The organism is Acinetobacter sp. LoGeW2-3, assembly GCF_002688565.1.
In the GTDB taxonomy this organism is placed as follows: domain Bacteria; phylum Pseudomonadota; class Gammaproteobacteria; order Pseudomonadales; family Moraxellaceae; genus Acinetobacter.
Genome location: NZ_CP024011.1, coordinates 968,275 through 991,792, shown reverse-complemented (window position 1 = coordinate 991,792; position 23,518 = coordinate 968,275). Strand labels below are relative to the sequence as shown.

The window sequence follows — 23,518 nt, the reverse complement described above, 5'->3', positions numbered from 1 at the left end:
AAAATAATAATAGTAGTGATTTATCAGCAGGGGGCTTCTAGGAGCCCTTTATTTTTTTCTTGTAGATTTAATTTGACGATCAATTAAGTAATGGATTCAGTCTGAAGTTGATCCAGATTAAGTTGCATCAAGACCAGGTCGCGCCACTGACCAAATTTCTCTCCAACTTGTGGCATATAGCCAGTTTGAACAAAGCCTAGTCGTTGGTGCAGATGAATCGAAGCTACGTTTTCTGAGTCAATTGCTGCGACCATAATATGCATGCCCTGACTTCTGGCAATTTCCATCAAGCGTAATAGCAACTGTTTTCCTATACCTTGGCCGGTATAATCGGGATGTAGAAAAACTGCATGTTCAACCGTTTTATAAAATCCTTGAATGCTACGAAACTCATTATAGTTAGCATAGCCAATCACTTTGCCTGTAGGTTGATGTTCTGCAACCAGTACCGGATGGTTCTGTTCTTGAAGTGTCTTAAACCAGGTTTGTATATCCGACAGTGCCATCGCAGTAAAGTTCCAGGTAGCAGTACCATTCAAGATTTCCTGATTATAAATTTCACGGATGCTCTCAAGATCATTTACATTTGCTGCGCGAATCTGAACTGCACTCATTCAGGCACCTATGGTTCGATTAAATTCAAGAATAAAAAAAGCAGAACCGAAGTTCTGCTCTTAATATAGCATTTCTTAGAAGTGATACTTCACAAGAGCGCTGACGTCGTTTTGGTCTTCACCTTTAATACCAAACTTGTTGTTCCAAACTGAGTGTTCGATACCAAGGTAAAGTTTAGTCTCTGGAGAAATGTGTTTACCTACATTCCATTTGTATTGTGAAGTCCAGTTCAGTTCAGATGCTTGAGCACCTTTTTCAGCTGTAGACCAATCTAGGAATGCATCAGCAAGGAATTCTTCACCACCAATTTTAAACGGCACCGCATAAGTGATTGTCATTTGGTAGTCATCTTTAGTAAATGGTAATGACTTGCTGTCATTATCAACTTTGTAGAAGTTGATATTTGCATAGCTGGTATATGGAATATCTAAAGCAAAACCGATACCGTAAAGGAAGTTATTAAATTCTTGGTTGTTACCGTGTCCGGCATTATGTTCCCAAGTTGTTGCCACTAAAACATCTTTCACAGGGCCAAATTTAAGCTCTTCACCAGATATTTTGCTTAAGCTAAAACGTGGTGCTAACTCTAAGTAAGTTGAGTCTTTGTCGTTGCCATCCCATTGTTGGTCAACGAAGAAGAATAAATCACCAAAAGTTAGACCTGCTGCATATTCTGCAGTCAAAGTCGTACGATCTTCAGTACCTACTTTATAGTGTTCACCATAAAGGCCAGTCAGGCTAAAGTCTTGCCATACAATAGGACTTGCCTGAGTAAAAGTCGCAGTAGAAGCTAATGCACAAAGTGCCACGATTTGTTTAAGTTTCATTTAATATCTCTCCCCCAAGAAAGCAGATAAAGCATACAGATTAATAAGTAAAAATAAAGTGAAAATTGACCGGTAACTAAAATTTATATGCAAGATCCCGACCAACTTTCATTACTCAGATCTAGTGATGGCTGTCCACCACTGGTTCAGAATTTGCCAAATTCTTATTCTTAAACCAGTTTAAATGGTTGAATAAGATATTCAGTAAAATCGCCATTAAACAGGTTGAACTAATGCCAGAATGGAATAAAGTTTGAACCCATTTTGGAAAGTCCGCATAGAAACTATGATCGATAATAGGCACCATGCCCGCAGCAATTGAAGTTGCGACAATAATCAGGTTCTTCTGGTCGTTGTAGTCAATTTTCGCCAAGGTGCGAATCCCGCTTGCTGCAACTGTGCCAAATAGCACCAAGCCTGCGCCACCAAGCACCGGTACCGGAATAGAAGCAATTAAACGTCCCATAACTGGTAATAAGCCCAATACCACCAAAATGACACCACCTGCGGTCACAACAAAACGGCTCTTAACTCCGGTAATCGCCACCAGTCCGACATTTTGTGCAAAAGCACTTTGCATGAATGAACCGAAGATAGGCGCTGCGGCACTAGATAACATATCTGCACGTAGACCATCGGAAATACGTTGTGCATCGACTTTGGTTCCTACAATTTCCCCGACTGCAATAATGTCTGCGGTGGTTTCAGTCATGATCACCAAAGTCACGATCAGCATGGAAAGAATAGCCGTCAGTTCAAAGGTCGGCATGCCAAAGGCAAAGAAGCTTGGGAACTGCAGCCATGAGCCATCAGCCACTTTAGAAAAATCGCCAAAGCCCAGCAAAGCCGCAAAAATAGTTCCGAGTACAATTGACAATAGAATGGATAAACGACGGATTGCCGCATTGCGAGACAGATTCAGCAGAATCACAATCGCCAGCGTCATCAGCGCCAGACCGATATTTTCTGCGCTACCCCAATTTTCGGCATTCTTGTTTCCGCCCATCATCCAGCGTACCGCGACGGGTAGTAAAGACAGACCAATAATGGTGATCACACAGCCAGTCACTACTGGCGGGAAGAAGCGGATAATTTTTGAAAAATAGGGTGCCAGAAAGAAACCAACCAGGCCAGAGACAATCACGGCACCATAGACGGCTTGTAATCCTCCTCCTGTGGTAACGATTGCCACCATGGTGGCTACGCCGGCAAAAGAAACGCCTTGTACTAGAGGTAAACGTGCGCCTACATATTTTACACCAGCCGTTTGTAAAATCGTGGCTAAGCCACCGACAAATAATGCTGCTGCAATCAGCAGGCCGATTTCCATCCCACTTAAACCTGCTGCAGTCCCCACAATCAGGGGTGGGGCGATAATACCGCCATACATGGTCAATACATGTTGCAAGCCATAAGCGGCACTTTTTCCAACCCCTAAAAATTCATGTTCGGGTGAGACTGTTTTTTCTTGTTCTGACATATAAAATCCTTCTTTATTCTAGATCACAAGCGGCTTGACTTAACTACCGCGGTAGGTCGAATAAGCAAAAGGGCTGATCAGTAATGGAATGTGATAATGCTGAGCAGTATCTAAAACGCTGAAATGAATCACGGCCTTTGGAAAGAAAGTTGCCAGACCTTGTGCATCGAAATAGGCTTTGGTTGCAAATTCGATGCTGTAATCACCGGCATTAATGCTGTCTAAACCAAAATCCGGGACGAGCACCCGACCATCACTATTAGTCATAGCAGTTGCCAATACCTGGCCTGTGGCATCCATCAATTTGACTTCAACATCGGCTGCAGGCTTACCCAAGTGAGTATCAAGAATATGGGTGCTGATCATGCTTCAATCTCCTGCGCCAGACGTAATAGAGCAATTTCTAAAAGCTGCTGATGAACAATGCGTTTTTCAGTATCAATGTCATTCACCAAGCGGTATTTCAAAGCAGTTAGAATCTCTTCACTGCTACGACCTGCTGCACGAATCAGGAAAATAAAATCAAATTTTTTCTCATAGGCCAGATTGCCTTTCAGTAAAGCGGCTTGGGTTTCTTCATCTTGTGAAATTGCGGCCTGTTCTCGCTCGGAAAAGCCTTCTTCTTTGGCTGTTAAAGCAGCTTGGGCCTGTTTCTCGCCAATACGAGGATGGGTCGCGAGTGCTTTAGAAATTTCTTCCCAAGTCCATGTCTGCGCCTGTTTTTTGGCAGCTTCGAGCAGTTCATCACGTGAAGCAAAAGGTCGTTGCTGTTTAAGTTCTTCAGCCCAACGGTCAATATGCACACACTGCTTAAGCAGCAGCTCAATATTGCTGTCCGATGCCTGGTTAAATTCAGTTAATTGCATAATTAAAGCTTTGTTATCCATATTTCTCACTGGAAATTGCAATAACAATGCCAAATTGCTGACTGTTGTCGGACAGGTAGTTGACCAAAAGGTCAAAATAAAAAAGAGAGCATGAAGCTCTCTTTGGGTGATTTTAGTAAATGATTAGTCCTGGTGCGCAGGAAAGTGATGGGTGTACCAATGCTGTGCAATATCATTGCGACGACAGACCCATACTTTGTCATGGCTCTGTACATAATCCATAAAGCGCTGCAAGGCTTTGAAGCGTCCCGGACGTCCAAGCAGACGACAGTGCATACCAATCGACATCATTTTTGGTGCAGTTTCACCTTCACTATAAAGTACATCAAAGGCATCTTTTAAATATTGGTAAAATTGCTCACCTGAATTGAAACCGCCTGGAGAGCTAAACTTCATATCATTGCACTCTAATGTATAGGGGATGATCAAATGAGGGCGTTTTTGACCATCTGGTCCAGTTAAAGTGCTCCAAAATGGGAGGTCGTCTCCATAATAATCAGAGTCATATTTAATCTGAGAAAATTCAGCTAATAATTGACGTGTATTTGGGCTATCGCGACCGGTATACCAGCCAATAGGTGTTTCATCAAACAGCTCAGTCAGAACACTTAAGGCCTGATCCATATGCTGACGTTCAGTTTCAATATCCATATCCTGATAATGCAACCAGCGCTGACCATGTGACACCACGTCATAATCAGCTGCCTTAATTGCTTCGATGATATAAGGATTGCGAGCCAGTGCCATCCCGACACCAAAAATGGTCATCGGCCAGCCGCGTTTTTGAAACTCCTCATGAATCCGCCAGAAACCTGCACGTGAGCCATATTCATACATTGAATCCATCGAGCGGTGGACTGCTGGAAAGCTGGCGGCGCCTACAATTTCGGACAGAAACTGCTCGGAACCGGCATCACCATGTTCGACATGATTTTCCCCGCCTTCCTCATAGTTCAGCACGAACTGTACCGCAATTCGGGCAGCATTGGGCCATTGTGCATGTGGCGGTTTACCGTGATAGCCGATTAAATCGCGTGAATATTCTTGCTTTTGTATGGTTTCTATCAGTTGTTTTCCACGTAAGTAAGCAGTTGTCACGATCGGTTGTCCTTTTGCTAAAAAAATCAAAATATCACTTGCATATTTTCGAGAGAGGACCGATATTCAAAGTATAAGGACACGGTTCTGCAGACTCAAAAAAGTGTTCATCATTCAATGTGGAGGGTTAATCCAAAGCGATTTGAAGAAGTGAAATGCAATACAAAACAGCAAGCTACAAACGTGCCAAGATAAAATAATCTGCACTAAAAAGTTACAATGATTTGAGGATGGTATTTTATGAACATTGAACTCCGTACCGATAAAAATATTCGCAATAGTGATCGTCTAATTACTTACGTTCGTACCGAATTAAATCAGGAATTTCAGCGCCACAGTGAGCGTATCACCCATTTCTCAGTGCATCTTAGCGATGAAAATGCCGCAAAAGGTGGCGATGACGATATTCGCTGCATGATCGAAGCACGTCCTGCCGGCTTGAAGCCAATTGTCGTGAACCATCATGGTCACAATATTGATACCGCAATTCGTGGAGCCATTGATCGCTTAAAACGTAGTCTAGAGCACGTGATTGAGAAAAAAGACAATGTGCGTGGTACTCCGCTGAAACTTGCGGAAGAAGAAACAACTGCAGATATAGAAGAATAAAAAGTTTTACAGATGAAAAAGGCCCTGCGGGGCTTTTTTCAATTTTAGATAAAATAAACGAATGAGAATAAAACAAATCCTGCTTTATTCGGCATAATAGTCGAAAACGAATTGAAGTGAGCTCCATCATGTTAACTGCGCAACAACAGCTTTTTGTGCAAGCACTCGAAGAACTAGATCTGAATCAGGTAAAAAAGCTCCTGGCAGATGGACTCAATCCGAATTTTATTGATATGGAAAAAGGCCCGGTCATTTCAGTCTGGTCCGATGGGCTGTTCAAATGGTGGGAAGAAGTCTGCGAAGCTTATGAAGCGGGCAATATTCTCTCTACCGAGGAAAAACAACAGAAGCTTCAAGTGCATCTGGATATTCTGGATGCCTTGATTGCAGCTAAGGTAAATCTGCACCTGTGGGATGCTGAAGAAATCTATGGTCCACTTTGGGATGCAGCAAGTGCTGCCTGTGTACCCGCCGTACAACGCTTATTAGATGAAAATGTCGATCCAAATACCCGAGATGAAGATGGCCTGACCATTCTCTCTTCAATCTGTGACCTATTCTTTGACTGTGACTTCGATGAAGTCAACTGGGCAGAAGCACTGGAAGAGGAAAAGCAGACCCTGGAACTGCTTCGTAGCCGTGGCGCGAAGATGTCCAAAGAACTCGGTTAAGACTTAAAAAGAAAGAGTAACAATCATGACAACATTGAAGACATTGGGTTTTGTGGCACTGGCAGCTACGAGCGCGCAGGTATTTGCTGCAGATTTTGCTTTTGACCGACCAGGTACTGGCTTTAGTACGACTACGACACCGGTAGGGCAGTTGGCTTGGGAACAAGGGCTGCCTTCTGCCAGCTATGTTGAATCAGGCAATGATCATAGCACTACACTCAATGCGGATATGTTGTTGCGTACCGGTTTAAGCGATAGCCTGGAATTACAACTGGGTTGGGCTGGTCCATCTTGGTCTAAAAGCAAGATAGATGGTGTTAAATCAGAAGATGATGGTCTGGGTGATGTCAGTATTGGTTTGAAAAAAGCCATTGATCTGGATGACGAACGACTGTCTATGGCGTTATTGGCTGAAGCAGTAATTGCGACGGGTAATCAAGGCTTTAGCAATGAAGAAGACATTTATAGTCTAAGTTCAGCCGTAGCGTATCAATATAATGATCTGGTCAATACGTCGATTACCATGCGCTATGAATGGCAGGATGATCAATGGGCCATTCAAGCTGTACCAACACTAGAATATAAAATCACTGACAAGCTGTCCGGTTTTTCAGAATTTGTCTATCGCAAGGCTGAAAGTCAGGATTATGAATATGGGCTAGGCACAGGCGTGATGTATGCGCTGAATGACCGTGTTCAGTTAGATGCCAGTGTAGGTGTGGACTTAAATGGTGCTGACAAGAGTTATAGCTCAGGTCTGGGCGTAGCTTTCCTATTCTAGGAGTTTTGATCAATCGTCATGGATGCCGAAAAACTGAAAGCCTGGAGTAGATCTGGCTCTCGAATTCTATTTGGGAGCCTGCTGCTGAGTTGTACTGTACAGGCGGAAGCGCCTTTACTGCCGCCAGAACAGGCTTTCCCATTTACGGTAATTTCTACTAGTTCACAGCAGGCGGAACTCAGTTGGGACATTCCAGACAATTATTATATCTATCAGCATAAAGTGGAAGTCCAGCAGGGTGGTCGAACACTACAACTGGATTTGCCACCGGCTGAAGACTTGCATGATGATAACTATGGTCAGACGCAGGTTTATTATCAGCAACTTCAACTCCATATTCCGACTCAAGCTTCGCAAACCTATCAGGTAACCTGGCAGGGCTGTGCCAAAGACAGGCTCTGCTATCCACCACAAAGTGTTGAGTTCAAAACTGATCTATCAGGTTTGGTGCAATATCAACCCGAAGGAACGGGTTCTAAACGACTGCTTGATTTAAGCAATTCTTCAGCTCAGCAAAACAGTCTTTTGGATAATAGTTCTGAACCTGCTGAGGCTGAGCCAACAATAAATAATACTAAAGACTCCAGCTTCGCCGCTAAAGACCAGAAATGGTCTGAAAAGTTGGCAGAAAGTTCATTAGGTTATGGTCTGTTGCTGTTTTTCGGCTTGGGTATGTTGCTGGCTTTTACCCCATGCTCACTTCCTATGCTCCCTATTCTGACCTCACTGATTGTGCGGGATCGCAGAGGGATACAGGCCTGGATGATTGCTTTGAGTTTCGTGACCAGTATGGCCATGGTCTATGCAGTACTCGGTTTAATTGCCTCTTCGGCTGGATTGAATTTCCAGCGCTGGTTACAGCAGCCTGCCACTCTAATTGCCTTTAGCTTATTATTTGTGGCTTTTGCCCTGAATCTATTTGGTCTGTTTGAAATCAAGTTGCCACAGCGATTGGTGCATCGACTGGATCAGGTGCAAGCGATGCAGCAGGGCGGGACTCTGGTCAGTGCCAGTATTATGGGCATGGTGTCCGCACTGTTGGTAGGTCCCTGTATGACCGCACCGTTGGCAGGTGCATTACTTTTTATTTCTCAAACCCAAAGTCAGTGGCAAGGCGCTTTGCTGCTATTTACTTTGGGCTTTGGGATGGGCACACCTTTGCTACTTGCTAGTGTTCTTGGTTCGCGGGTATTGCCGAGAGCTGGACACTGGATGAATCAGGTGAAGGTACTGTTTGCTTTTATCATGTTGGCTTTGGCGTTATATTTTATACGGCCATTGCTTTCAGAAGCAGTACTGCAGTGGCTGTCACTTGGACTGGGTTTAAGTTTTGTGGCTTATATCTTGGCTCGGTTATTCTGGAAAACTACTGGACTTCGATGGTTATATATCATCTGTTTGGCAATTGCCATGCCCTATATTATTTATAGTCAGTATCAGCACAGCCAGCGCTTTTTCATTGAAACTGTTCAGCAACAAGCGAACTGGCATGTGGCAGAAACCGCTGCTGATTTTGAGCAATTACTGGCGACAGTGCCAAAAGGACAACAGGTTATTGTTGATGTCTATGCCGATTGGTGTGTGGCCTGTCAGCCCATTGAACATCGGGTGCTAAAATCAGCGAAGGTACAGCAGGCATTGACACCGTATTTCCTGATTAAGTTGGACCTTAGTCATTATGATGCGACCCATCAATCGCTGTTAAATCAGTGGGAAATTCTGGGTCCGCCGACTTATCTATTCTTAAATGATCAGCAGCAGGAAATTCGTGGATTGCGCCTGACGGGTGCCTTTACAGAAAATGAATTACTGGCACAGCTGCAACGTTTTGCCCAAGCTCAATAAAACAAATTGATTCTTTTGATATCGCATGAAAGGTCACTGAATCAGGAATGATTGAGTTGCATCCCACCATCCAGTGCAGCGTTATAGGCTTTGACCAGGTTTCGGCCACTTGCTTTGGCTTGATACAGGGCTTTATCTGCCTGACTCAATAACTGTTGTGGACGCAGCTCCGGGCTGGACAGTGCAATACCAAAACTTGCGGTCACATGGATACGCTGCCCATCATCACTGTAGATTTCCAGTTGCTGGATTGCAGCACGGCAACGTTCTGCAACCTGACGTGCCTTTTCCAGATTGGAGTTTTTCAGAACCAGAATAAATTCTTCACCACCAAAACGGCCTACCACATCACTTTCACGTAGTAGCTGGGTCAGCACTTCGCTGACCTGAATCAGGGTTTCATCACCTTTGTGATGACCATAGTAGTCATTAATTTTCTTAAAATGATCCAGATCCAGCAGAACCAGCGCATAGCTTTCCGGTTTCACGCTATTCAGTTTATCCAGACATTGATTGATGCTGCGTCGGTTAAACAGATTGGTCAGCGGGTCAATCTGGCTCAAATGCTGGATCAGTTTTTCGCGATGTCGCCACTGACTGAGCAGGATTTCAAACAACACCATACAGATGGCCAGAATAGGCAGAATGAAATACAGCATGGATACCAGCCAGAAACCGTTATAGAACAGTTTGCCCGGAATGGTAAAGAGTGGCGAGTAAGGAAGCTGACCGATATAACTTAAATAACCACAAATGGTGAGAAAAATTGACGCTGGAATCAGCATGCTATAGACCAGCGTTCGAGAAAACAGGACCAGCCCTACTGTCATCAGACTGACATAGGAAATCATGGAGACTGGGCTGACTACACCAACGACATATGCATCACGGCAGAGGGAAACGACAAAGATGCCCACCGAAAGATAGGGCAGGTAACGCTCGACGCGGGTGTTATTTCGAAATTTATAGCAGGGATAAATCAGACCAAGCAGAATCAGCAAAAACAGGCTATTGACGATAACCTGCATCTTGACCACTTGTATATCAACATGTTGCCAATATTCAGGACTGAACAAAACAAAGATATCCCAAAGCATCCAGCTCAGATGGACACCACAGCCAAGTGCAAGCATGAGGATACATTTTTTGAGCACCCCCCAATTCATCACCACTTCATCTTCGACCAGATACTTGGTGATTTTATGCTTGAAAATAGCTTGCAGAGCAGGCGAAATATGCTTCATACAAGGCTGCGTCCCATGATGATCATTTTAAATTTATAAATAGCGTAATGAATAAAATGTTTTTATATCTTGGACTTAGAATAGCATAGATGTATTGGGCAAGAGAATGACTATATTTTGTACACAGGGGTCATTTTAGCGAAGTTTGAAATGTGGGTTGCATGTGAGATGCGGAATAAATAACAGGATGAGCGGGCAGCTGTGATGTATCTGGCTTTTATTGATATTTACCAAATAGAAAATTTCCCGGCATCATCCTGAAAAATAAAAAATCTAAAAGAAAATGTTTTAGTCCCGATCTAGACGATGCGCAAAGTCAGCCAAGTCAGCCAAGGATTGTTTTGCTTCATCAAACCAAGCACTGAACATCTGGAAATTGTGCCACATGCCGGTATATAGCTTGAACTCTACCTCAACACCTGCAGCTTCAGCTTTATCACGTAGACGCTGTGCATCATCTAACAAGATTTCCTTAGAACCGACCTGAATGTGCATTGGTGGTAAACCACTTAAGTCAGCAAAATAAGGTGAGATTTCTGGATCGCTCGGGTCGAATGAGGAAGGTACATAGTATTGAATACCGCTTTCCAGCGTTTCAATTGATAACAAAGCATCATGGGCCTGGTTATAGCGCAAGGACTCACTGGTCAGGGTCAGGTCTACAAATGGAGAAAGCAGGATCAGACCACTCGGTTGTGGAAGTTCCAGTTTTTGAATTTTCAGGGCTAAAGACAACGCCAGATTTGCTCCGCAAGAATCTCCAGACAGAATGATATCTTTGGCCTGTACACCCTGATCTAACAGCTGCATATAAATATCAAAGACTGCATCGAGTGCAGCAGGATAAGGGGCCTCAGGGGCTAGCGGATAATCTACATGCAGCACCTGCATCTGGGTGCGAGCTGCAATCTGGGTCATAAAAGCACGATGCGTCTTCATTGAGCCGAGATAAAAAGCACCGCCATGGATATGGAAAATCAGCTGGGTAGCTTCTTGCTGTGGCTTGATTTCCTCAGCATCCAGACCTGCCAGTTTTAAGGATCGTACTTCGACATTTTTGTCTAGAGGAAATAGTTTGCAGAACTGCTCGAGGGCTTTTCTCAGCGCAGCAGGCGGGAGATTAAACTGGCTTGGCTTGCGGATGGAAGTTTTTAAAATCGTTTCTGTAATTAACTGTTTCGTAAGGGGGCTAATCTTCATTTTCCTTCCATCTTTTTATGTTTTCATTGGTCTGGTGTGTTATTTACCAACAATATTTACAAGGTTACACTAGATAGTCACATCCAGAAATTGAAAAATTGTTGTGACTTAATTAATACTACAACGGTCTACTCACAGACTAGGGAAAGAAACAAAAATGAAAAGAATGGCGCTTGTGTTAGGACTACTGGGTTTAAGTGCATTGGCGAATGCTGCAGATCCTTTAAATGGAACGCTTTGGAAAACGATTGACGACGAAACGAAACAGCCAAAGGCAATTGTAAAATTTACTGAACAAAGCAATGGGACTTTAAGTGCTAGCATTCAGAAAGTTTTAACCAAAGGTGAAGAGAATGCCTGCACGAAATGTGAAGGTCCATATCACAACAAATCTCTGAAAGGTTTGACGATTGTTAAAGGTCTAAAAAATGCTGGTGGCACCAGCTATGAAAGTGGTTCGATTCTAGATCCAAAAACAGGCAAGACCTATAAGTTGAAAGGCAACCTGGCTGATGGTGGCAAGAAGCTGGAGTTACGTGGCTTCATTGGTGTAGCAGCCCTAGGTCGCAATCAAACTTGGATTCGTGCGAACTAATCCTGAGTCTGAGACTGTTAAAGCCTGACGATTGTCAGGCTTTTTTGTCACTATAGATTGGTTTCTGTATTGAACTTATTTTCAGCTGCTTTACTTGTTCAGCGATCGATATGCCACTTCATCAAAGCCGGCAATAAAACCTGAACTAGTTTCCAGAACAGGGCGTTTAATCAGGCTGGTGTGTGTGGTTAAAACAGTAAGTAGATTTTCTTCACTGGCTAAGGCAGTTTGCTGTTCTTCTTCACTGAGCTTGCGCCAGGTGGTGCCTTTTTTATTGAGGACGACATCCTGACCCAAAGCATCCAGCCAGGTTTTTACGGTTTCAACATCAATTCCCTGCTTTTTATAATCATGAAACTCATAGCTCAAACCCAGCTCAGTCAGCAGATCAAAGGCTTTCTTCATGGAATTGCAGTTTTTGATTCCGTATATCTTCAACATAATTATTACCCATATAAATTCTACAAGTAGCTTAGCGAAATTTGATGACTACAGCCATAATGCCGAAGAGACTACCTGAAAAAAATGAGATAAAAATAGATACATAGTAGATACAGGAATGTCATAAAACTGACATTTGAATTGTGCAAAATAGTGATGAAGATAAAGACATGAAATTATAAGAAATAAGATGCTGATAGAGGCTCTAAAATGAGAAAACCCGCATTCAATCATCCTGATTATGCGGGTCTCATCTCAACGTCCGATGTCACATCCATGCAAAACAAGCTAAATCTTATAGTTTGTTTTATTTCTTCCTACGGCTTCCTGTCCTTTTGCTGTCATCCTGACATGTCCTTGTGCCGTGAAAGTATAATGCTATGTATTTGAGCTTAATAATAGCTGTTAATACGTCTTGTCCTGTAAGTGATTACTACTAACTTAGTGAACAATTGTTCACTAAGTTTGTCTGTTTAGTTAAAGTTTATAGTCAATAATGACTGGGGCATGGTCGCTAAACCATTCATCTTTATACACCCAGGCATTTACGGTACGTTCTTTCCAGTCTGGTGAGCAGGCTTGGTAATCAATCCGCCAGCCGACGTTCTTGGCACGGGCTTGACCGCGATTCGACCACCAAGAATATAGCTCAGCTTCTTTGCGCACTTCACGGAAAGTATCGACATAGCCTAGTTCATCATAGATATGATCCAGCCATGCACGTTCATGTGGCAAACAACCTGAGGCCTTCTGGTTGCCTGACCAGTTTTTAATGTCGATGCGTTTATGCACGATATTATAGTCACCACACACAATGATGGATTTGTCTTCATCACGCCATTGTTTTAGGATCTTTTCATATTCATCGAGGAAGTGATCTTTACGCGCCTGTGCTTCATCACCCGATGAACCAGATGGTAGATACAGCGAGCAAATATGTGCAGTTTTATCTAAACCCAAATCAAACTCGGCAGCAATAAAACGACCTTGTGAATCCGCCAATTCAAAGCCCAGCCCATCGGTCAGGGAAACAAAAGGCAGGCGGCTATAAATGGCAGTACCGGCATAGCCTGGACGTTCAGCCGGGAACAGGTGTGCATACCAGCCTTCAGGCTTAAATTTATCGGTCCACTGCGCATGAGTAATCCGGCTTTCCTGCATACAAATGACATCAGCGTCAGATTTTTCCATCCATTCCAACAGACCCTTGGTCACGGATGAACGTAAGCCGTTGACATTAATTGAAACGACACGAAGAATTTTTTGATCACCTGGATAGCTACTCTTTGGTATCATGCGCAAGTCTTACCTTAATTAATGGATTTAGGAGCACCTCATGTCAACGCAAGCTCAGTTTAACCCACAAGCTTTTATCGAACTCGCATTATCACGCGGTGTGCTTAAATTTGGTGAGTTTACTTTAAAATCGGGTCGTGTGAGTCCTTATTTTTTCAACGCTGGCTTGCTCAATGATGGTGAAGCCTTGTCTCTTCTAGCTTCTGGCTATGCAGCAAAATTAGTTGAATGTAACAATGTCGAAGTGGTTTTTGGCCCTGCCTATAAAGGCATTCCATTCGTCGCGGCAACTGCTGTAGCCTTGTCTCAAAATCATGGTGTGAGTGTGCCATGGGGCTTTAACCGTAAGGAAGCTAAAGATCACGGCGAAGGTGGTGTGTTAGTGGGTGCTTCAGTCGAAGGTAAAAAAGTCTGGATCATTGATGATGTGATCACAGCAGGTACTGCGATTCGTGAAGTCGTAACCATCCTTAAAAATGCGGGTGCACAAATTGCGGGTGTATTAGTTGCACTGGATCGCCAGGAAAAAGGTCAGGGCGAATTGTCTGCGATTCAAGAAGTACAAAAAGAACTGGAAATTCCAGTACATGCCTTGATTACCATGAAAGATTTGATGGATTACCTGGATGCTAAAGGGGATCAAGACGCGCTGGCAAAAATGGAAGCGTACCGTGTGAAATACGGGATCTAAAATCTGATTCTTCAGATAAAGATGAGTAAAGCCCTAATCATTTAGGGCTTTATTTTTTTTATTTGAATAAGAAGGATTTGTTTGGATGAATGTATTCTAAAAATAAATAAATGAATCTCATGAAATATATTTATCTGAAAATAATCATTTTTTTATAAAAGATTAAATAAAGCTTTAATTAGAAAGTATTTAAAACCTTTTACAAATAAAATAAATAAGATAGTTCTGGTCATTGTTTATACATATTAATCTACCTATATTAAAATACATATTAAGTAATTAATTATAAGAATTTCATAATTTTAATTGACGTAAAATAAGAGTACTAGGAATGGATTACTGGAACGGTGTTTTATTTGTATCGATTATAACGGTGGTAAGTTTAGCCAGTATTGTCATGCTGGTGGGGCGCAAGATGTGGAAGAATCTGGTGGTGACCTTGCTGATATCCACAATGATTAGCTTTCTTATAGTATGCACCATCAATTTTATTTTTGGGGATCATCTGAATTTGCCTTGGATTCCAGATCAACGCTGGCATCATAGAATTACTTTGGAAATTGGGCTAATGAGTGTACTCATTGGCGGGGTAAGTACCTTTATAATTATGTTGGGTACCATGATTTCGAAAAATAATCGATAAATCATAAAATTAGATAAAATTAACCAGAAATAAATGTAATTATAAAAGATATATTTTTATTTAGTTTTTAATCAGTTTAGGAAGCAAAATAAGATACTGAAATAAATATATTTATTAAATTTCTTTAGAGGGTATTAATCCTCTTGTGTATCACATTTTTTACAGTCCAATTTTACCCCTAATTTTTCCTTACGGCCTGCTTCAGTTATCACCCAAGGTCGGTTTTGCCAGGGTGGATCATGCCGTACATGTTGCCCATGCCCACAGGCAAGCTCTGCGACCCAATGATTTTCCTCATCTAAATGAAAACCAATGATAGCTTGCAACATCTTTCGCTTCTCCCTTAACACAAGAATGCATACATACTCATGCAAAATCTGAATAAATAAAAGAATAATCTCGGCTATACTCATTGCCAAATTCATTTTAGAAAAGAGCCAAAGATATGCGCGTACTTGTTGTGATGGATCCCATCGAAAATGTAAACCTGAAAAAAGATTCAACTATGGCAATGCTGTGGGCAGCTGCACGTCGTGGTCATGAACTGGGTTATGCATTACAGCAAGATTTGTATATTGATCAGGGCAAAGCATTTGGTTTGATCTCACCACTACAGGTGTTTGAAGATTACAATCACTACTATGAATTAGGTGAAAAGCGTAAAGAATCTATCGCAGCTTATGACGTGGTGTTGATGCGTAAAGATCCACCTTTCGATATGAATTTTGTCTACGCGACTTATATTCTGGAACAGGCAGAACGTGAAGGTGCATGGATTATTAACAAGCCGCAAAGCCTGCGTGACTGTAATGAAAAACTGTTTGCCACCCAGTTCCCGGAACTACAAGTACCAACGCTCGTGACTTCACAACAAGGTCTGATCCGTGAGTTTATTAAAGAACATGGTGATGTGATTGTTAAACCGCTGGATGGGATGGGCGGGATGGGCATTTTCCGTCTGTATCAGGATGGAGTGAATATCGGTTCAACGATTGAAATCCTGACCAATAACGGGACTCAGCCAATTATGGCGCAACGTTATATTCCTGAAATTGTGGAAGGGGATAAACGTATCCTCATGGTGAATGGTGAACCAATTCCTTACTGCCTGGCACGTATTCCGCAAAATGGTGAAGTACGTGGCAATTTGGCTGCAGGTGGTCTAGGTGAAGCGCGTCCTTTAACTGAAAATGATAAAGCCATTGCCGCAAAAGTCGGTCCATTCCTACGAGAAAAAGGTCTGGTTTTCGTGGGCCTGGATGTAATTGGTAACTATGTGACTGAGATTAACGTGACCAGTCCAACCTGTATTCGTGAAATTGATACCCAGTTTGGTACTTCAATTGCGGATGACCTGTTTGATGTGCTGGAAGCGGGTCTTAAAAAATAATAATTAAACTGAGAGTGTATTGTGTTTCCATCTATTCAACGCCTCTGGGCAAATGAAAAGTTTCAAACAGCAGTGCAGGAATTGAAAAAAAATGCTCAAGCCAGTCCGAAAAAGTTTGCAGCAGACGCTGTAACACTTTTCGGTACAGCCAAGAGTTTTGAATCTCATTCAATTATTGGCAATAAAACGCTAAACACCTTGGGGTTGCACCGGTTCCGGGTGGAGCAGGCGGCAAAGCTAGCTGAATCCCGTAGGGAAAAGCTGGCGAAATACCTGAGTGCTGATGAAGTTGAGTTCTTTCAGCAAAATGGGTTTATTTTAAAAGAGAACTTTTTGCCAGAAGATGGGTTTAAAGCCTTATCCAAAGAGTTGTTAGAAACGGCTTTAGATACTCGTGAAACCTTGCAGGGCGATACAGTAACGCGCCGTATGGCATTGGATGGACAGGTACTCAAGCAATTGCCTCATACCAAGCGTTTACTTGAGAGTAAGCATTGGCGTGCACTTTTAAATTATGTGAATAGTTCCAAAGTACAGCCGATGTACTATGTGCAAGTGATTATTTCGCATGTGCGCAAAGCCCGTCCTGATCCTCAAACCAATCTGCACAGCGATACCTTTCATTCAAATATGAAGGCCTGGTTATTTCTGACCGATGTGGCCGAAGATGAAGGCCCATTTGTCTATGTGCCGGGTTCACATATCCTGAATGAAAAGCGGCTGGAATGGGAATATCAACGCTCAATAAGCATTAATTCAAAGACTGATGCTATGAGTCGACGGGGCTCCTTGCGTATTCAGCCAAATGAATTAGCCGAACTAGGCTATGGTCAGCCTCAAGCTTTTGCCGTGAAAAAAAATACTTTAGTCATTGCGGATACTTATGGTTTTCACGCACGTGGACCAAGTGTACGACGATCGATACGTATAGAGCTTTGGGCTTATGGACGACGTAGTCCATTTTTACCTTGGGTTGGTTTGCATCTGCTGGCTATGCCAGTCATTAAAGATCATCTGATTCCTTGGTATTGGAAAGGTTTGGATTATTTGGAACAGAAATACCAGCGTAAAAACCCATGGCGTAAAGTCGGTAAGCTGCTAGCAACCGATGAAGCTGTGGTAAAAACCAAATAAGTTTTTTTATCCATTAAAAGCGAAAATAAAAGAGCCTCAATTGAGGCTCTTTTTATGCGGCATGGCGTCGAAACAGATAGCTGCTCATCACTAAGCCTAAAATTGAAAGGCAGGCAGTAACCGCCGCAATATTGGCCCATTCTCCGGTGGCAGAAACCAGTGATGCACTGAGGGGTGGCACAAAAAATTGTGCACATGCTGAAACCTGTAAAACCAGACCGACACTGGCTGCTGCGGCATTGGCACGTGGTGCATATTTCAGGGTAATTGCAAAAACAGTCGTCGGAATAATCCCGCCGACCAGCGAAAATAACACCGCACTCAATACCTGTAATTCCAGCATTAACCAGGAACGAGCAGCAAAGGCTAAAAAGCTGGTCAACATCATCGTAATAAAGCCGATCCGAAATAAGGTTTTAGGCTGCCAGCCGCGTTGCAACAATATCCCGGCACCAAAGGTACCGCCGAGATTAGCCACCACGACCAATGAGGCCAACATGCCGGCAATTTTTAAATCGATTTGATTTGCAACATACATACTGGGTAAAAAGCCGATCACGGTCAGCCATTGACTGGTATAACAGGCAAAAATCACTGCTAGACACAAAATGGGTGGATGGGTAATTGTGACCCGAACAATTTCCCAGAAAGAAGTTGATGTAGTCGGTGTTGCAATTGTTTGAGAGGTAGCCGCTTGTGGCTCAAGCTGTAGATAGCGCTGCACCATCAAGGCAATCAGTAGGCACAGTCCACCGAGTAAAGCCCAGATGGTCTGCCAGTGTAGCCATTCTAATAGTACCGGAATACACAGTACTACTAGACTGACTCCGACGCCCATATAGGAGCTCCATAAGCCCATCTTGAAATTCAGGTGTTCTGGTCGGCTGATCCGTTTCAGGATGGCTGGTGCACACAGGGAAATAGTGAGAAAACCGATGCCTTCGGTAAAACGGAAAAAATATAATGCAGCGACATGCTGAATCCAGAGTCCGGCAATACTGCTGATGCCCAGAATTGTAAGTGCCAGAATCAAACAACGTTTCAGTCCAAATTTTTCAGCGAATGCACCAATACTCAGAGCAAACAGCATACCTGCGCCCTGAACCAGAGACAGAGAAAAACCAGCCTGGGTAAAGCTGAGTCCTAAGTCCTGTTGCAGAATTGGAATCACGGCAGAGAGTTTGCCGACATGGATTGCAGCCAGATAACCTGCCAGAATCACCCAGCTGTCATGCACTGAAATTTTTGACATCTGTAATCACTTTATCTATTCAATCAATTCATTAAAGAATTTATGGGATTTTTTACAGCGTATAAATAACATAGAAATAGAATAAACTTCATTCTGTTTAGACCTAAGTTTAGGTATTAAAATGAATGATAAGTGATGTAATATCCTTGTTTAATCTGGGTATAAAATTCTTTTTATATTCATAGAAAACGAATCGGTAGAATGCAGTGGTAGAAACCGGTTTTTTCCTGAAAATTGAATAAAAATGCACATCTGATTATAAATACAGTTTAAACTTTAAAATCGTGTGAAAAAAAACAATGAAACGCTCGTTGAAATAAAGTAAATAAACTTTCATGGCTAGTCGATTGTGATTACAATTGACCACTTAAATCACACTTCCTGTTTATATTTTAGAATTGAAGAATTAGACCGTGACCGACGCTCAGCAAAAACAGCCTAAACATGTCATGATGATGGCCGCAGGTACCGGTGGACATGTATTTCCAGCGTTAGCCGTTGCAAAAGACTTACAACAACAGGGCATCGAAGTGTCTTGGCTGGCAACTCCAGCAGGCATGGAAAACCGACTCTTAAAAAACCATAATATTCCAATTTATCAGATTGATATCCAAGGCGTGCGCGGCAATGGCGTGGTACGCAAACTGGCTGCACCATTTAAAATTCTAAAAGCCACACTCAGTGCCATGAAATATATGAAGCAGCTGAAAGTGGATGCTGTTGCCGGTTTTGGTGGTTATGTTGCAGGACCAGGCGGTCTGGCAGCACGTATGTTGGGCATTCCTGTGATTATTCATGAGCAAAATGCGGTCGCTGGTTTTACCAATACCCAGCTGTCGCGTATTGCTAAAAAAGTCTGTCAGGCATTTCCGAATACTTTTCCTGCCCAAGATAAAATTATTACGACTGGTAATCCGGTACGTAAAGAAATTACTGGAATTCTCAATCCATCCTGGCGTTATCAGGAACGGGAAAAAGCTGGTCAACCACTACGTATTTTAATTGTTGGTGGTTCACTGGGTGCGCAGGCACTAAATGAACGTGTGCCTGAAGCGCTAAAACAGCTGAATGTTCCGTTGAATGTTTATCATCAGTGTGGTCAAAACCATGCGGATGCAACCCGCACACGTTATGCAGATAAACCGGCAACTTTAAATGTGGAAGTACAGCCGTTTATTGAAGATATGGCACAGGCTTATAGCGATGCCGATCTCATTATCTGCCGTGCCGGTGCGCTGACTGTAACTGAAATTGCCACAGCAGGTGTAGCCGCGATTTTTGTGCCATTACCAAGTGCGGTGGATGATCACCAGACCGCCAATGCCGGATTCCTGGCGAATCTCGGTGCAGCGAAAATCTGCCCGCAAGCTACGATGACCCCAGACAGTTTAAAAGCGCTGCTGGAACCGATGCTGAATCGCCAGCTTCTTATGGAAATGGCTGTAAAAGCACGCCAGCAGGCTCAACCCGATGCAACCCAACACGTGGTTCGTTTAATTCAAGAATTGTAAACCGAGTAAATTATGTCTCCATCAACGCCAGCTGACCAAGCGAAAAAGTTAATTAAAGTGCCAGAAATGCGCCGTATCAAACACATTCATTTTGTGGGGATCGGCGGTGCTGGTATGTGTGGTATTGCTGAAGTATTGCAAAACCAGGGCTACAAAGTCTCTGGTTCAGATATCAAAGCGTCTAAGACCACGGCTCAGCTCGAAGAAAATGGAATCAAGGTTTACATCGGTCATGCTGCTGAAAATATTCAGGGTGCCAATGTAATTGTGGTTTCAACTGCGATTGATCCTGAAAATCCGGAAATTAAAACCGCGATTGAAAAGCGTATTCCGGTAGTTCGCCGTGCTGAAATGCTCGGTGAATTAATGCGTTACCGTCACGGGATCGCAGTTGCTGGTACTCACGGTAAGACTACAACAACGAGTCTGGTGACTTGTATGTTGGCAGAAGAAAATCTCGATCCAACTTATGTCATTGGTGGCTTGCTGAATCGTACTGGTGTGAATGCCGCGCTGGGTGCGAGTCGTTATATCGTGGCGGAAGCAGACGAATCTGATGCGTCTTTCCTGCACTTGCAGCCAATGGCAACGATTGTCACTAACATCGATGCCGATCATATGGATACCTATGGCGGCAGCTTCGATGTACTGAAAGATACTTTCGTACAGTTCCTGCAAAAACTTCCATTCTATGGCCTGGCTGTAGTCTGTGGTGATGATGCCAATATTCGCGAAATCATGCCGCGTATCGGTCGTCCAGTGATTACCTATGGCTTCAATGAAGACAACGACATCCGTGCCGTTGATGTTGAACAAGATGGTATGCAGTCGCACTTTACCGTGCTGCGTAAAGATCGTGAGCCACTCCGTGTCACTATCAACATGCCGGGTGCGCACAATATTCTAAATTCATTGGCAGCCATTGGCATCGCGACTGATGAAGGTGTGTCTGATGCTGCGATTTGCCGCGCTTTAGAAAGCTTTAGCGGTGTGGGTCGTCGCTTCCAGGTTCAAGGTCAGTTTGAGCTTGGCGACGGTGATGTGAAGCTGGTGGATGACTATGGTCACCATCCGAAAGAAGTGGAAGCAACCATCAAGGCAGCACGTGCCAGCCATCCAGACCGCCGTTTGGTAATGATGTTCCAGCCGCACCGTTTTAGCCGTACCCGTGACTGCTTTGAAGACTTTGTTGACGTATTATCTACGGTAGATCAGCTGTTATTACTGGAAGTTTATCCAGCAGGGGAGAAGCCAATCGTCGGTGCGGATAGCCGTGCTTTAGCGCGTAGTATTCGTCTACGTGGTGAGGTAGAGCCGATTCTGATTGATCCTGTTGAAGGAAACCTCAGCAATGTCATGAAAAATGTGCTACAAGCAAATGACCTGTTACTGACTCAAGGTGCAGGAAATGTAGGTGCAATTTCAATTGAACTTGCTCAGAATCATCTGTATGCAAAATAGTCACTGCGTGTGGCTCAGATAGAATTGACCAGATTTAAAAAGTTTAAGGATATAAACGTGTCAAATGCTTCAAAATTCGGAAAAGTTGCCGTATTGCTTGGTGGTAAATCTGCAGAGCGTGAGGTTTCGCTAGACAGTGGTACGGCAGTGCTTGAGGCATTGGTGCGTTCTGGAGTGAATGCCGAAGGCTTCGATCCTCAGGAACGTAGCATTACTGAACTGACAGATTATGACCGCGCTTTCATTGTCTTGCATGGTCGTGGCGGTGAAGATGGCCAGATTCAAGGTGCGCTTGAATGGTTGAATATTCCTTATACTGGTACAGGTGTACAGGGGTCAGCAATTGGTATGGACAAGGTCAAAACCAAACAGGTTTGGCAAGGTTCAGAACTGCCAACTGCTCCATATCGTATTGTGACCAAAGATTCGAATGCTGAAGACATTGTTGCAGCGCTGGGTTTGCCGCTGATCATCAAGCCGGTACATGAAGGCTCAAGTATTGGTATGAGTAAAGTCGAAAAAATCGAAGACTTTGCGACTGCTATTGCGAAAGCGACTGAACATGATGCGATTGTGATGGCAGAAAAATGGATCACCGGTCGTGAATTTACCATCGTGTTATTGAATGGTCAGGCACTTCCTGTGATTCGTCTGCAACCGCCAGAAGATGTTGCCTTTTACGATTACGAAGCAAAATATAACCGTAACGACGTGCAGTATGGCATTCCATGCGGTTTGAGTGAAACTGAAGAAAAAGAACTGCAGGCCTTGGCTTTACGTGCTTTCCAGGCCGTAGGTGCCAGTGGTTGGGGTCGTATTGATGCCATGCAAGATCAGGATGGCACGTTCTGGTTGCTTGAAGTGAATACTGTGCCGGGTATGACTAGTCATTCTTTGGTGCCAAAAGCGGCAGCAGCAGTGGGTTATAGCTTTGACGAGTTGTGTGTGGCAATTCTGGAACAAACCCTGAACGGTGTGGCTCACTAAGATATGGCTCAACTTCCTGCATCTATGCGCCGTAAACGTGCTGCGATTACCTCAATTCACGACAAGCCGCCAACACGAAAGGAAAAGATGGCCAATTTCGGTGGTTGGCTACTGCTGTGTGTGGCTTTTGTGGTGCTGGCTGCAGGAATATTAGGCTTCTATCGCGTCATGACCGATGCTGAACTGGCAGAGCTGGAAGTCATTGGTTCACGTTCGGCTGCAGAAGAGCGTCAGATCCTGCAACACGTATCGCCGATCATTACCGAAAATTATTTCACTTCGGATTTAAGATCGGTTCGTGACAAGACCTTAGAATTGTCTTGGGTGGATCGTGTGGTGGTATCTCGTGCCTGGCCGAATGCGATTCGGGTACGAGTGATGCCGCACCATGCAATTGCGCGCTGGGGAACGGGACGTCTGCTCAGTGATAGTGGGGAAATTTTCACGGAAGTGACGCCGCAGAGCTATCCTGAATTGCCGTTGCTGCATGGTCCTGCCAGTCAGGCTAGAACCATGATGCGTCGCTATAATGAAATTAATCAGTTGTTCGCACCGCATGGCATTCGTTTAAAAGAGTTATATCTGACAGAACGCATGACCTGGTTCATGCAGTTTGATTCAGGCTTGCGCGTGATTGTGGATCAGGATCAAACCATGAGCAAGCTGCAACGTTTGAGTCATCTTTCCTATAGCGATTTGAAGCCGGTTTGGTCTAGAATTTCTTCGATCGATCTGCGCTATAGAAACGGGCTGGCGATTCAGTGGAAGAATGCTGTTCCACCCAAGATACAAAATGGCCATTTTATTGTAACGAATAATGACACCGGCGTTGAGAACGGCGTTACAGTGAAGCCATAATG

General features: G+C 43.5%; 25 protein-coding genes. 13 read left to right on the top strand and 12 right to left on the bottom strand.

The window, feature by feature from the left end; all coding sequences use genetic code 11:
• Positions 1–83: 83 nt before the first annotated feature.
• The 6 genes from BS636_RS04775 to puuE all read right to left on the bottom strand — a co-directional run bounded on the left by BS636_RS04775 (position 84) and on the right by puuE (position 4,907).
• Positions 84–614, bottom strand: a complete 531-nt coding sequence (locus tag BS636_RS04775) for a GNAT family N-acetyltransferase (protein WP_099337750.1) — start codon at positions 612–614, stop codon at positions 84–86.
• Between the two features lie 75 nt (positions 615–689).
• Positions 690–1,442 carry an outer membrane protein OmpK gene (locus tag BS636_RS04770; RefSeq protein ID WP_099337749.1) on the bottom strand — a complete coding sequence of 251 codons (753 nt, stop codon included), beginning with the start codon at positions 1,440–1,442 and terminating at the stop codon, positions 690–692.
• A gap of 121 nt (positions 1,443–1,563) precedes the next feature.
• Complete coding sequence (locus tag BS636_RS04765) at positions 1,564–2,922, bottom strand: nucleobase:cation symporter-2 family protein (protein WP_099337748.1); 1,359 nt, start codon at positions 2,920–2,922, stop codon at positions 1,564–1,566.
• Between the two features lie 39 nt (positions 2,923–2,961).
• Complete coding sequence (uraH, locus tag BS636_RS04760; RefSeq protein WP_099337747.1) at positions 2,962–3,288, bottom strand: hydroxyisourate hydrolase; 327 nt, start codon at positions 3,286–3,288, stop codon at positions 2,962–2,964.
• Positions 3,285–3,788, bottom strand: coding sequence for a 2-oxo-4-hydroxy-4-carboxy-5-ureidoimidazoline decarboxylase (gene uraD, locus BS636_RS04755; RefSeq protein ID WP_099339601.1), 504 nt, complete (start codon positions 3,786–3,788; stop codon positions 3,285–3,287). The genes uraH and uraD overlap by 4 nt, the downstream gene beginning before the upstream one ends.
• Positions 3,789–3,932: 144 nt before the next feature.
• Positions 3,933–4,907 (bottom strand): allantoinase PuuE, encoded by a 975-nt coding sequence (puuE, locus tag BS636_RS04750; protein WP_099339600.1) that lies wholly within the window; start codon positions 4,905–4,907, stop codon positions 3,933–3,935.
• Between the two features lie 240 nt (positions 4,908–5,147).
• Here puuE and BS636_RS04745 point away from each other — a divergent pair, with 240 nt between their 5' ends.
• The 4 genes from BS636_RS04745 to dsbD all read left to right on the top strand — a co-directional run bounded on the left by BS636_RS04745 (position 5,148) and on the right by dsbD (position 8,813).
• Positions 5,148–5,516 (top strand): HPF/RaiA family ribosome-associated protein, encoded by a 369-nt coding sequence (locus BS636_RS04745; protein WP_099337746.1) that lies wholly within the window; start codon positions 5,148–5,150, stop codon positions 5,514–5,516.
• Positions 5,517–5,644: 128 nt separating this feature from the next.
• Positions 5,645–6,187, top strand: coding sequence for an ankyrin repeat domain-containing protein (locus tag BS636_RS04740; protein ID WP_099337745.1), 543 nt, complete (start codon positions 5,645–5,647; stop codon positions 6,185–6,187).
• A gap of 25 nt (positions 6,188–6,212) precedes the next feature.
• On the top strand, positions 6,213–6,968 hold the full coding sequence (locus BS636_RS04735; protein WP_099337744.1) for a transporter: 756 nt from the start codon (positions 6,213–6,215) through the stop codon (positions 6,966–6,968).
• An 18-nt stretch (positions 6,969–6,986) separates the two neighbouring features.
• Positions 6,987–8,813 (top strand): protein-disulfide reductase DsbD, encoded by a 1,827-nt coding sequence (gene dsbD, locus BS636_RS04730; RefSeq protein ID WP_099337743.1) that lies wholly within the window; start codon positions 6,987–6,989, stop codon positions 8,811–8,813.
• Between the two features lie 41 nt (positions 8,814–8,854).
• Here dsbD and BS636_RS04725 read toward each other — a convergent pair whose 3' ends face one another.
• The gene (locus BS636_RS04725; RefSeq protein WP_099337742.1) at positions 8,855–10,057 is read right to left on the bottom strand and encodes a GGDEF domain-containing protein; all 1,203 of its coding nucleotides are present in this window, start codon (positions 10,055–10,057) and stop codon (positions 8,855–8,857) included.
• Positions 10,058–10,345: 288 nt separating this feature from the next.
• Complete coding sequence (locus BS636_RS04720; RefSeq protein WP_099337741.1) at positions 10,346–11,257, bottom strand: alpha/beta hydrolase; 912 nt, start codon at positions 11,255–11,257, stop codon at positions 10,346–10,348.
• 157 nt (positions 11,258–11,414) lie between these two features.
• Between BS636_RS04720 and BS636_RS04715 the strand changes: the two genes are divergently transcribed.
• Positions 11,415–11,852 carry a DUF2147 domain-containing protein gene (locus tag BS636_RS04715; protein ID WP_099337740.1) on the top strand — a complete coding sequence of 146 codons (438 nt, stop codon included), beginning with the start codon at positions 11,415–11,417 and terminating at the stop codon, positions 11,850–11,852.
• A gap of 90 nt (positions 11,853–11,942) precedes the next feature.
• Here the strand turns inward: BS636_RS04715 and BS636_RS04710 are convergent, their stop codons facing one another.
• Both BS636_RS04710 and BS636_RS04705 read right to left on the bottom strand, forming a co-directional pair.
• The gene (locus BS636_RS04710; RefSeq protein ID WP_099337739.1) at positions 11,943–12,293 is read right to left on the bottom strand and encodes a Spx/MgsR family RNA polymerase-binding regulatory protein; all 351 of its coding nucleotides are present in this window, start codon (positions 12,291–12,293) and stop codon (positions 11,943–11,945) included.
• A gap of 477 nt (positions 12,294–12,770) precedes the next feature.
• Positions 12,771–13,589 carry an exodeoxyribonuclease III gene (locus BS636_RS04705; RefSeq protein WP_099337738.1) on the bottom strand — a complete coding sequence of 273 codons (819 nt, stop codon included), beginning with the start codon at positions 13,587–13,589 and terminating at the stop codon, positions 12,771–12,773.
• 40 nt (positions 13,590–13,629) lie between these two features.
• Between BS636_RS04705 and pyrE the strand changes: the two genes are divergently transcribed.
• Positions 13,630–14,280 carry an orotate phosphoribosyltransferase gene (gene pyrE / locus BS636_RS04700; RefSeq protein ID WP_099337737.1) on the top strand — a complete coding sequence of 217 codons (651 nt, stop codon included), beginning with the start codon at positions 13,630–13,632 and terminating at the stop codon, positions 14,278–14,280.
• 331 nt (positions 14,281–14,611) lie between these two features.
• The gene (locus BS636_RS04695; RefSeq protein WP_099337736.1) at positions 14,612–14,923 is read left to right on the top strand and encodes a hypothetical protein; all 312 of its coding nucleotides are present in this window, start codon (positions 14,612–14,614) and stop codon (positions 14,921–14,923) included.
• 134 nt (positions 14,924–15,057) lie between these two features.
• Here BS636_RS04695 and BS636_RS04690 read toward each other — a convergent pair whose 3' ends face one another.
• Complete coding sequence (locus BS636_RS04690) at positions 15,058–15,252, bottom strand: DUF3565 domain-containing protein (protein WP_099339599.1); 195 nt, start codon at positions 15,250–15,252, stop codon at positions 15,058–15,060.
• Between the two features lie 116 nt (positions 15,253–15,368).
• On the opposite strand from BS636_RS04690, the gene gshB reads away from it, so the two are divergent.
• Together gshB and BS636_RS04680 are read left to right on the top strand one after the other, a co-directional pair.
• On the top strand, positions 15,369–16,313 hold the full coding sequence (gene gshB, locus BS636_RS04685) for a glutathione synthase (RefSeq protein ID WP_099337735.1): 945 nt from the start codon (positions 15,369–15,371) through the stop codon (positions 16,311–16,313).
• A gap of 21 nt (positions 16,314–16,334) precedes the next feature.
• Positions 16,335–17,447 (top strand): phytanoyl-CoA dioxygenase family protein, encoded by a 1,113-nt coding sequence (locus BS636_RS04680; RefSeq protein WP_171265986.1) that lies wholly within the window; start codon positions 16,335–16,337, stop codon positions 17,445–17,447.
• A gap of 52 nt (positions 17,448–17,499) precedes the next feature.
• On the opposite strand, the gene BS636_RS04675 is transcribed toward BS636_RS04680, so the two are convergent.
• Positions 17,500–18,699 (bottom strand): CynX/NimT family MFS transporter, encoded by a 1,200-nt coding sequence (locus BS636_RS04675; protein ID WP_099337733.1) that lies wholly within the window; start codon positions 18,697–18,699, stop codon positions 17,500–17,502.
• A gap of 413 nt (positions 18,700–19,112) precedes the next feature.
• Between BS636_RS04675 and murG the strand changes: the two genes are divergently transcribed.
• From murG to BS636_RS04655, 4 genes are read left to right on the top strand one after another with little or no spacing between them, the layout of a single operon-like run.
• A complete protein-coding gene (murG, locus tag BS636_RS04670; RefSeq protein ID WP_099337732.1) occupies positions 19,113–20,210 on the top strand; it encodes an undecaprenyldiphospho-muramoylpentapeptide beta-N-acetylglucosaminyltransferase in 1,098 nt (365 codons plus the stop codon).
• Positions 20,211–20,222: 12 nt separating this feature from the next.
• Positions 20,223–21,671 carry a UDP-N-acetylmuramate--L-alanine ligase gene (gene murC, locus BS636_RS04665; protein ID WP_099337731.1) on the top strand — a complete coding sequence of 483 codons (1,449 nt, stop codon included), beginning with the start codon at positions 20,223–20,225 and terminating at the stop codon, positions 21,669–21,671.
• Between the two features lie 57 nt (positions 21,672–21,728).
• Entirely contained in the window at positions 21,729–22,658 is a 930-nt protein-coding gene (locus BS636_RS04660; protein WP_099337730.1) for a D-alanine--D-alanine ligase, read from the top strand.
• A gap of 3 nt (positions 22,659–22,661) precedes the next feature.
• A complete protein-coding gene (locus tag BS636_RS04655; protein ID WP_099337729.1) occupies positions 22,662–23,516 on the top strand; it encodes a cell division protein FtsQ/DivIB in 855 nt (284 codons plus the stop codon).
• The last annotated feature ends 2 nt before the right edge of the window (positions 23,517–23,518 follow it).

What these genes read in the sequence shown, in the direction of transcription:
- BS636_RS04775 (WP_099337750.1), bottom strand. Translation starts at nt 614, where the DNA reads ATGAGTGCAGTTCAGATTCGCGCAGCAAATGTAAATGATCTTGAGAGC.
- BS636_RS04770 (WP_099337749.1), bottom strand. Translation starts at nt 1,442, where the DNA reads ATGAAACTTAAACAAATCGTGGCACTTTGTGCATTAGCTTCTACTGCG.
- BS636_RS04765 (WP_099337748.1), bottom strand. Translation starts at nt 2,922, where the DNA reads ATGTCAGAACAAGAAAAAACAGTCTCACCCGAACATGAATTTTTAGGG.
- uraH (WP_099337747.1), bottom strand. Translation starts at nt 3,288, where the DNA reads ATGATCAGCACCCATATTCTTGATACTCACTTGGGTAAGCCTGCAGCC.
- uraD (WP_099339601.1), bottom strand. Translation starts at nt 3,788, where the DNA reads ATGCAATTAACTGAATTTAACCAGGCATCGGACAGCAATATTGAGCTG.
- BS636_RS04745 (WP_099337746.1), top strand. Translation starts at nt 5,148, where the DNA reads ATGAACATTGAACTCCGTACCGATAAAAATATTCGCAATAGTGATCGT.
- BS636_RS04740 (WP_099337745.1), top strand. Translation starts at nt 5,645, where the DNA reads ATGTTAACTGCGCAACAACAGCTTTTTGTGCAAGCACTCGAAGAACTA.
- BS636_RS04735 (WP_099337744.1), top strand. Translation starts at nt 6,213, where the DNA reads ATGACAACATTGAAGACATTGGGTTTTGTGGCACTGGCAGCTACGAGC.
- dsbD (WP_099337743.1), top strand. Translation starts at nt 6,987, where the DNA reads ATGGATGCCGAAAAACTGAAAGCCTGGAGTAGATCTGGCTCTCGAATT.
- BS636_RS04725 (WP_099337742.1), bottom strand. Translation starts at nt 10,057, where the DNA reads ATGAAGCATATTTCGCCTGCTCTGCAAGCTATTTTCAAGCATAAAATC.
- BS636_RS04720 (WP_099337741.1), bottom strand. Translation starts at nt 11,257, where the DNA reads ATGAAGATTAGCCCCCTTACGAAACAGTTAATTACAGAAACGATTTTA.
- BS636_RS04715 (WP_099337740.1), top strand. Translation starts at nt 11,415, where the DNA reads ATGAAAAGAATGGCGCTTGTGTTAGGACTACTGGGTTTAAGTGCATTG.
- BS636_RS04710 (WP_099337739.1), bottom strand. Translation starts at nt 12,293, where the DNA reads ATGTTGAAGATATACGGAATCAAAAACTGCAATTCCATGAAGAAAGCC.
- BS636_RS04705 (WP_099337738.1), bottom strand. Translation starts at nt 13,589, where the DNA reads ATGATACCAAAGAGTAGCTATCCAGGTGATCAAAAAATTCTTCGTGTC.
- pyrE (WP_099337737.1), top strand. Translation starts at nt 13,630, where the DNA reads ATGTCAACGCAAGCTCAGTTTAACCCACAAGCTTTTATCGAACTCGCA.
- BS636_RS04695 (WP_099337736.1), top strand. Translation starts at nt 14,612, where the DNA reads ATGGATTACTGGAACGGTGTTTTATTTGTATCGATTATAACGGTGGTA.
- BS636_RS04690 (WP_099339599.1), bottom strand. Translation starts at nt 15,252, where the DNA reads ATGTTGCAAGCTATCATTGGTTTTCATTTAGATGAGGAAAATCATTGG.
- gshB (WP_099337735.1), top strand. Translation starts at nt 15,369, where the DNA reads ATGCGCGTACTTGTTGTGATGGATCCCATCGAAAATGTAAACCTGAAA.
- BS636_RS04675 (WP_099337733.1), bottom strand. Translation starts at nt 18,699, where the DNA reads ATGTCAAAAATTTCAGTGCATGACAGCTGGGTGATTCTGGCAGGTTAT.
- murC (WP_099337731.1), top strand. Translation starts at nt 20,223, where the DNA reads ATGTCTCCATCAACGCCAGCTGACCAAGCGAAAAAGTTAATTAAAGTG.
- BS636_RS04655 (WP_099337729.1), top strand. Translation starts at nt 22,662, where the DNA reads ATGGCTCAACTTCCTGCATCTATGCGCCGTAAACGTGCTGCGATTACC.